This window comes from Mesorhizobium sp. M4B.F.Ca.ET.089.01.1.1 (genome assembly GCF_004022605.1).
GTDB classification, from domain to species: domain Bacteria; phylum Pseudomonadota; class Alphaproteobacteria; order Rhizobiales; family Rhizobiaceae; genus Mesorhizobium; species Mesorhizobium abyssinicae.
Window position 1 is genome coordinate 1 of the sequence record NZ_RZOS01000354.1, and the last position, 6,195, is coordinate 6,195.

The 6,195-nt window shown below is 64.8% G+C and carries 7 protein-coding genes; 5 read left to right on the top strand and 2 right to left on the bottom strand.

All coding sequences use genetic code 11. The features are described 5' to 3' along the window. A partial coding sequence (locus EN780_RS25390) for an NAD(P)-dependent oxidoreductase (protein WP_133372712.1) occupies positions 1 to 635 on the top strand: 635 nt, incomplete at its 5' end. Between the two features lie 92 nt (positions 636 to 727). Here the strand turns inward: EN780_RS25390 and EN780_RS25395 are convergent. Continuing rightward, complete coding sequence (locus tag EN780_RS25395; protein ID WP_128275654.1) at positions 728 to 1,666, bottom strand: diacylglycerol kinase family protein; 939 nt, start codon at positions 1,664 to 1,666, stop codon at positions 728 to 730. 799 nt (positions 1,667 to 2,465) lie between these two features. Here EN780_RS25395 and EN780_RS25400 point away from each other — a divergent pair. The 4 genes from EN780_RS25400 to EN780_RS25415 all read left to right on the top strand — a co-directional run bounded on the left by EN780_RS25400 (position 2,466) and on the right by EN780_RS25415 (position 5,134). Further along, on the top strand, positions 2,466 to 3,581 hold the full coding sequence (locus tag EN780_RS25400; RefSeq protein WP_128275655.1) for a hypothetical protein: 1,116 nt from the start codon (positions 2,466 to 2,468) through the stop codon (positions 3,579 to 3,581). Positions 3,582 to 3,703: 122 nt separating this feature from the next. Beyond that, positions 3,704 to 4,216, top strand: a complete 513-nt coding sequence (locus EN780_RS25405; protein WP_128275656.1) for a hypothetical protein — start codon at positions 3,704 to 3,706, stop codon at positions 4,214 to 4,216. 122 nt (positions 4,217 to 4,338) lie between these two features. Continuing rightward, on the top strand, positions 4,339 to 4,596 hold the full coding sequence (locus tag EN780_RS25410) for a SemiSWEET transporter (protein ID WP_126058713.1): 258 nt from the start codon (positions 4,339 to 4,341) through the stop codon (positions 4,594 to 4,596). Positions 4,597 to 4,651: 55 nt separating this feature from the next. After that, the gene (locus EN780_RS25415; protein WP_128275657.1) at positions 4,652 to 5,134 is read left to right on the top strand and encodes a DUF2314 domain-containing protein; all 483 of its coding nucleotides are present in this window, start codon (positions 4,652 to 4,654) and stop codon (positions 5,132 to 5,134) included. A gap of 107 nt (positions 5,135 to 5,241) precedes the next feature. Here EN780_RS25415 and EN780_RS25420 read toward each other — a convergent pair. Then, positions 5,242 to 6,195: DUF3137 domain-containing protein (locus EN780_RS25420; RefSeq protein WP_128275658.1), on the bottom strand; the 954-nt coding region annotated here is incomplete at its 5' end.

The following is a 6,195-nucleotide window of genomic DNA, read 5'->3' on the forward strand; positions in this document are numbered from 1 at the left end:
GCCGACGCCAGGGCCGCGACGAGATCGTGCGGCTCGCGGCCCTGGCGTCGGCGAAGGGAATCGAGACGCTGGAATGCCCGGTCACCGGCGGCGTGCATCTGGCGGCGGCGGGAAAGATCACCGCGCTGGTCGGCGGCGACGGCGCGCTTTACGAGCGGCACCGGCCGGCCATCGAGGCGATGTGCGCAAAATCCTTCCTGATGGGTCCGATCGGCTCGGCGGCGGTGATCAAGGTCATCACCAACATGCTGGCCTTCATCCATCTCGTCGCCGCCGGCGAGGCGCTGATGCTGGCCAAACAGGGCGGACTCGACCTCGCCCAAACCTACCACGCCATCGTCGCCTCCTCGGGCAACAGTTTTGTCCACGAGACCGAAAGCCAGCTGGTGCTTAACGGATCCTACGATATCGGCTTCACCATGGACCTGGCGCTGAAGGACCTCGGCTTCGCGCTGCGCATGGGCAAGGATTTCGGCGTGCCGCTCGATCTCGCCGCCCGCGTCAACGCGATCTTCGAGCAAGGCAAGGAGGCCTATGGCGGCAGCGCCTGGTCGACGCAGATCGTCAAGCTGCTCGAGGATGCGGTCGGTACCGACCTGCGCGCGCCCGGATTCCCGGCCAGGCTGGAAATCTGAGGCGGCTAAACTTTACGAGCGATTTCAGCGAATTGGGTGGCTCGCCGGAATCAGACCGGCAACCGCCTGAATCAATTCCTCAACGTCTTGATTCAGTATCTGAGCGTCAGCGCGTTGGGCAGGATCTCGAACGTCGCCGGAATCCGGCCCGGCGACTCGCCGTCTATGTCGACCAGCGCGCCGTTCTTTTCCACATCGCCGAGCGGTTCGACAACCACTTTCTTGCCGCGCAGGATGGTGATCGCCGGATGGTTGCGGTGCCGTCCGCCATAGAGCAGCCGGATGTCGAGGATCAGCCTCAGCTTGCTCGCCGCGCGCAGGATGACGATGTCGAAGGCGCCGTCGCCGAGTTCCGCGTCGGGCGCGATCATCATGCCGCCGCCGAAGAACTTTCCGTTGGCGACCGCCACCAGCGCCATGCGCGCCTCGACCGGCGCGCCGTCGTCGACGGTGATCCTGACGTCCTGGAAGCGGTAGCGCATGAACTCCAGAACCGTGCGCCAGAAGAACAGCGCCTTGGCCGAGACCTTGCCCTTGCGCTTGTCGGCGTTGACCGCGCGGTCCGTCGCCCCCGAGAGGCCCAGGCTGGCGATGTTGATGAAGTGGCGGCTGGCCAGCGCGCCATGATCGTCGATGTAGCAGATGCGCCCTGCATCGACCTTGCGCGGCTTGGCTTCGGCGATGTGCTTCAGCGTGGCATCGATGTCGCGCGGCAGGCCGAGCCCGCGAGCAAAGTCGATGCCGGTGCCGCAAGGCAAGAGGCCGAGCTCGCATATCCGGCCGGTTTCATCGAACGCCTGCAGCAGTCCGTCCGCCGTTTCGCTCGCCGTGCCGTCGCCTCCCGCCGCAATGACCAGATCGAAGCCGCTGGCAGCGAGGTCGAGCGCCAGCCTTTCGGCGTCGCCTTCGGCCTGTGTCTCGCGCAGCTCGAAATCGCCGAAATGCTTCTTCAGCGAAGCGCTGACCTCCGGCCAGTGCCGTTTCAGCCAGCCGCCGCCGGCAATCGGATTGAGAACAACCCCGACCTTCAAGCAACCTCCCCTGAAGGAATCACAGGAGCGCTTGCGCCTGGAATCCTTTGCCGGCATTGAAGCCCGCGCCGCCTCGCGGGGCAAGCGCCGAATGTCCGGCAATGCCGGATCAGGCGCAACGCGGCCGCGTTTCGCGCCTCTTTCGTCGGCTTCCCGAAAAAATCCTGCGCCGCCTTGGCTTGGTCCCCGATAATCCCGCTATCCACAGGCTGGGGGCAGTTCCCCAAAACCCTTACCCGGCGTACGTTGAACCCATCTCAGGCGGCTACCGATCGCCCAGCCGAAAGGCAAAGCGGAAAGGCGGATTTCCTGAGGCCCGTACGGTCCAGAACGAGAGCAGGCTTGCCTGTTGGAGGGACGGATGTCGGCGGGGCCGCGGAAAGCGTGCGAACGCCAACGGCGGACCGATGCTGCCATGAAGGCCGGTGAAAACCTTCGATGGCACGCTGGGCGAAGCCCGCAAGGGTGGAGACCGGCGGGGTCTGGAACGGGCGCTGCCCTCGGGTGGCGACTGGCAGGACCGTCAAAATCAAGGCCGGCTTGGCGCGACATCTTTCGGGAGTTGCTGCCGCGACCGTGTCCTGATCTGACAGGGAGGCGCTGGGAGAAATCCCAGCGCCGACTGTTTTTGGGCTTTCCCTTTCGCAACGGGCGCCGGAATCGGCTAACGTTCCATGTCGATTGAAGGGGATGCTTCATGACGCTGTTCTGGAGGCCTGCCATCGCCCATGCCACAGGACGGCCGAGGTTCGCGCGGGCAAGGCGCGGCCACGACCCCTTCGCCATGGCCTGAACGGCCATGATCCTGCTCCGTTGGCTGCGACGCATCGTCAAGACGATCCTTTGGCTGGCGGTGATCATCGTGCTCATCCCGGTGGCCGGGCTGGGCTACGGTTTCCTGACCACCTCGTCGCTCACGCCCTTGGAGGGTGTCGCCGACGGCGCCCCGCCAAACCCGCTCGCGAAAAAGGTCAGCGCCGAAATCCCCGGCTACCAGCAGCCGCGGCAAGCGACCTATCTCGCCTATCCGTACTGGACGGTCGTCTACGCGGCCCGCGACTATGCCGGCTTCGTCGCCAAGGACCAGCCGAGCGGCTTTCCCTACTGGTCCTATGTCGGCCGCTTCTGGCAGGGCTACGCGACGATGATCCGAGCCAGTTCGGGGAGCGAATTCAACGTCGCCGATCACCGCACGCAGGTCGTCATCGGCATCGGCCAGACCGTCGAACTGGCACTGCAATGGGCCTATGAAAACACCGTTGGCCGCATCACCGAGGCGATCGCCGGCAGGCGCACAGCGACCGACGGCTACCAGGCCAGGATGGCGAATGAATACGCCGGCTTCCTCGACCGGGCGCCGTGGTACCAGTTCCCCTATGCCGAAAAGCGCGCCGGACTGTTCGGCGTCCAGCCGGCTCCGGGCGATGGCGCCGTGCGCAGCGGCGAGCGCAAGCTCGCCTTCGGCCTCGCCGACACCGTCAAGCAGGTCTATGCCGGGTTCGTCAGCGCTACATTAGCCCCGGCCTCCGATCCGGCCGGCATCCATGTCTGGGCCAAGGGGCCGGTCGGCGAGGCGACGCGCACCGAGCCGGACACTTTGCTCGAGCGTGATTTCGGCTCCGATGGCACGGTCTTCGTCACCGGGGATGGTCAACTGAGCGAGATGATCCCGCGCCTGATCGACAAGGGCGTGTCCTTCGTCGAGATCGGCGGCAATGACGAGATCATGCTCACCGTGCTTTCGCCAGCCGAGATCGCCATGCCTGAAGGGACGCGTGCCCTGTTCAGCTATCCGCTCCCGGCCGACCCGGACACGCGCCGCACCGGCCTGACCGTCGCCGTGCGCAAGCTGCATGTGGCGTTGCCGGCGCTGATCAAAGCCGGTGCCAGGCTCGAGCACGTCTACGACGGTTGAGGATTTTCAGTCACAGCGGGAGCCTCGGAAACATTCCGTCACGCACAAATCACAATCGTGGCCAAATCCCGCCTTGTTCCCCGGCGACTGGTCATTTGGGAACGAATCCGAAGGACAAGACCGTGATCAAGACCGCCCTTGTCGCCATGACCATCGTCGGCTGCGACTGCGACGCCAAGCTTTGCGAGTATATCGGCGAAACGCCGGCCAAGTGGGCGACGATCGCCGATTGCGAAGCGGCGATGAAAAGCCAGATGCTGCACGAGCGCAACTTCAACTATCCGCTGGTCTCAGGCATCTGCCGCGCCAAGGGCTCGGCGTCTTCCTCCGAACTCGCCACGATAGCCTCGAAGCCTGACCTGACGCCCAGGCAGGCCACGGTCGATCCGCTGCCGCCCGAGCTCAGCCACCGCCCCAGCGTCCCCGTCGGCTCGCCGGCCACGGTAGCGGAAACCGAAGCCGCGAAGCCGGTCGCCTATGAAGCGGCGGTCAATGGCGGCAGCGCGGTGCTCTACCGCACCAAGGCCGGCTACGCCGTGGTCAAGACCGATCTCAGCCGCGCCGCGTCCGCGACGGTCGGCATGGCCAAGCGGTCGGCGGGCTGGCTGGCCGGGATCGTGCCGAGCGGACTTTAAGCAACAAAGCGGGGCGACCCGCTTTGTTTGATTGGTCCAGCGGCGCTGCCCGCTTCCCAGGACTCGGTCGATCTGCCATAGGACGCACCGCACATCAGGTGCTTGCTCGAAAGTTCCCGCCCTTGCATCCCGCAATCGAAATCATCGGCGCGTTTGCCGCCCTCATCACCACGCTTGGCTGGATTCCGCAGGTCGCCAAGGTCGCGCGCGAACGCCGCGCCGGCGACATCTCGCTGTTCGCCACCGGCTCCATCGCCACCGGCGTCTTCCTGTGGACGCTTTACGGCCTGCTGATCGGCTCCTGGCCGGTCATCCTCGCCAATGGCGTCACCTTCCTGTTCGTGATCGCCATCCTCGGCATGAAGCTGCGCTTCGGTTGAAAGCCGGCACTTGATGCACGATGATGCCGGCCTTCCGGGGTGGAGGGGTCGTTGCATGAAGGTCTTAGCCCGCACGGTGCTGTCCCTGATGCTGGCGTTTGCGCCCGCGCATGTTCAGGCGCAAGGCGACGACAAGACCGTCATGGTGCGGTCGGACGATCCGGAGATGACGGCGGCGATAGAACAGGCTCGAGCCAGCCTGGATGACTTCCTGGCCTTGTCCGAGGCCCCGCCGCCAGGAACCGACAAATTCAAACTGAAGGTGATGATCGTCGATGGCGATGCGACGGAGCATTTCTGGGTCATCCCCTTCAAGCGCACCGCCACCGGCTTTGCCGGCATTTTGGCCAACGAGCCCGAGATCGTCCAAAATGTCGTCTACGGCCAGTATATCGAATTCTCCCGCGACGACATTTCCGACTGGGGTTACATCAGGGACGGCCATCAGGTCGGCAGCTACACCGTCTGCGTGATGCTGAAGAAGATGTCCGAGCAGGATGCGGATGATTTGCGCAGCAATTACGGCTTCGACTGCTGAGAGCCAATGCATGTCGCGCAAAAGTGTGCAGCGGTTTTGCGAAAACGACATGCATAAAACAAAGATCTAAACCGCGTCGCCTGGATCCGTTTCCAGCACGACGCGCTTTAGCCGGCCGCGTCGTCCGCGGCGCCGATCTTGCGCACCAGCGCCGCCGTCGCCAGCATGGCGCCGAGATCGGCGATCATCGGCGCGATATGGGTCTGGTAGTCGATCGGCACGGAGATGTCCGGCAGCTCGAAGAAATTCTTGCTGCGCGGCATGAGCAGGAAGCCGTCGCTGCCGTTGAGCGCGATGCGGGCCTGGTCATATGGCCATGTCTCGCCGAGCCAGGTCAGCGCGCTGGCCAGGCGTCCGGTGACCAGCGGCCTCGCCGCGTCGACATTGTCGGTGCGGAACTCGTAGCTGGCGTCGAGTTCCGGCACGCCGCAGGCCAGTTCCTGCAGCTTGCTGGAGAACATGCCGCGGAAGAAGCCGACCACCTTGCCGGCCTTGCGCGCCGCAACCAGCATGCCTGGGAACGGCTCGATGGTCTCGAAGGCGACGATGACGCCCTTGAAGACCGTCTGCTGGCTCTTGCCGGAGCCCTCCGTCAGCTTCGCCTCGTAAAGCTCGAAAGGGAAATCCTCGTAGCGGCCAGATATGATGTCGTCGAAGCTCTGCCGGTTGAACGCCCCGATCGTCTCGCGCGGCAGCCGGTCGAAGGAATTCGGCCGCACGCCATGCTGGTAGCGCACATCGCGGACGAAGCCGAAGATCATCGGCAGAACCGTATCGCGGAACGATTGCTGCAGCCTGGTCGCCGGTCTCACCGCCTGGAAATAAAGCAGCACCGCCGCCCCGAAGCCGCCGACATAGAGGAAGACGTGCGGGGTCGAGAACCATTGCTCGTTGGGGTCGGCGGCCGCGTTGAACAGCCAGGCGACAAGCGCCACGAACACCAGCCCCAGGCCGACGAACAGCGGCACCCGCCAGCGGACCTGCCCGTAGGTTGAAGCCCGCTTCGCCTCATAGGCCTCGATGTCTTTCCTGATGCCGGCGATCACCGCCTCGCTCGGCAT

What these genes read in the sequence shown, in the direction of transcription:
- EN780_RS25415 (WP_128275657.1), top strand. Translation starts at nt 4,652, where the DNA reads ATGAAGGTCTTAGCCCGCACGGTGCTGTCCCTGATGCTGGCGTTTGCG.
- EN780_RS25400 (WP_128275655.1), top strand. Translation starts at nt 2,466, where the DNA reads ATGATCCTGCTCCGTTGGCTGCGACGCATCGTCAAGACGATCCTTTGG.